The sequence below is a fragment of the Halobacillus sp. BBL2006 genome (assembly GCF_000786645.1).
In the GTDB taxonomy this organism is placed as follows: domain Bacteria; phylum Bacillota; class Bacilli; order Bacillales; family Halobacillaceae; genus Halobacillus.
Map to the genome: position 1 here is coordinate 1 of NZ_JRNX01000986.1, position 1697 is coordinate 1697.

The 1697-nt window shown below is 41.0% G+C and carries 1 protein-coding gene; it reads left to right on the top strand.

Annotated features, from left to right (window positions below):
- The first annotated feature begins 63 nt into the window (after positions 1-63).
- A complete protein-coding gene (locus LD39_RS21570; RefSeq protein WP_035554032.1) occupies positions 64-1512 on the top strand; it encodes an MDR family MFS transporter in 1449 nt (482 codons plus the stop codon).
- The last annotated feature ends 185 nt before the right edge of the window (positions 1513-1697 follow it).

Consider the following 1697-nt stretch of genomic DNA (forward strand, 5'->3'; position numbering starts at 1 on the left):
TGTTCGTGAACTATTAAAAAAGTATAATAATAGAATTGATTCTATTAATGAGGAGGGGTCGGGTTGACTTCACAGAGCTATAATAAAGTCTTAATAGCAGCACTGCTTTTAACTGGCTCGTTTATCACTATTTTAAATCAGACACTTATGATTACAGCGATTCCTCCAATTATGGAAGAGTTTAATATTACAGCAAACTCTGCGCAGTGGCTGACCACCGTCTTTATGCTTGTAAATGGCATTATGATCCCTGTCAGTGCTTTTCTAATCGAGCGTTTTTCCACTCGACAATTGTTCATCGCGGCCATGGGAATCTTTAGTTTTGGTACGGTTGTGGCTGGAGTCGCCCCGAATTTTCCTTTTTTGTTGTTGGGCAGAATCATTCAGTCTAGTGGCGCAGGTGTGATGCTCCCCTTGATGCAAACAGTATTTTTAATGATTTTTCCCATCAACAAACGTGGAGCAGCCATGGGGTATATCGGACTTGTCATTTCTTTTGCACCTGCTATCGGCCCGGCTTTATCTGGGTGGGTAATAGCCAACTATTCATGGAGATTCTTGTTTTGGATGATATTACCACTTGCATTAATGATTATTACTCTTGCTTATTTCATCTTAAAAAACGTAACTGAGCTTACCTTTCCGAAGGTCGATCCTTTTTCTATTATTTTATCATCTATTGGTTTCGGGAGCCTTCTTTATGGGTTTACGATTGCAGGGAATGAAGGTTGGGCGCATCCAATAACAGTCACTGTATTGGTGGTTGGAGCTGTGACTCTTACCTTATTCATTATGAGGCAATTACGATTAAATCACCCAATGCTTGAGTTTCGAGTCTTTAAATATCCCATCTTCACGATTACGACAATTATTGCAATGATTACGTTTATGGGACTGATCGGAGCTGAAACGCTAATCCCTCTGTATATGCAAAACATGCGTGACTTCAGTGCTTTTGAATCAGGACTGGCGCTTCTACCTGGAGCTGTCATCACAGCATTCATGTCACCAATTACAGGTCGAATTTTTGATCGCATTGGAGCAAGGTGGCTTGCTATTATAGGCCTTACAATTATTTCAGGTGCGTCACTCGCTTTTTCGTTCTTAGGCATTGAAACAACATTTACGTCCATCACGGTACTTTATTCAATCCGAATGTTTGGTCTATCAATGGTTATGATGCCAGTCACTACTGCTGGATTAAACCAGTTACCAAAAAAATTAATTCCTCATGGAGCGGCTATGAGCAACACAATGCGAATGATTGCAGCATCTGTAGGTACGGCAATATTGGTTACTGTCATGACAACTACCACTCAAAGAACTCAAAATTCACCATCGATTGATTATCCATCGATCCACGGTGTAAATGTCGCCTTTTTTGTTGTCACTGCCCTATCTATCGCTGGGATTATATTATCCTTTTTCGTTAAAAAAACATCGCCTCCTGAAGAAGAAAAAGAAGCACCAATAGAAGATTCGGGTCCTAATCGGAAAGTCGGGAATGCATAAGGGGATGGGACATAATTAAAAGCATCCAATCTAAAGAAGAACAAATTAAGGGTAGGGAAACTTAGAAGTTATCGATGGCTCTGAATGACCGCTTCGGAAATACACTCCGCTTTTCACGGGCGGCTGGTGAGCCTCCTCGTGCTGCGCAGAAGCCACTGAAAAAGTGTTGTATTAACAGAAAGGTA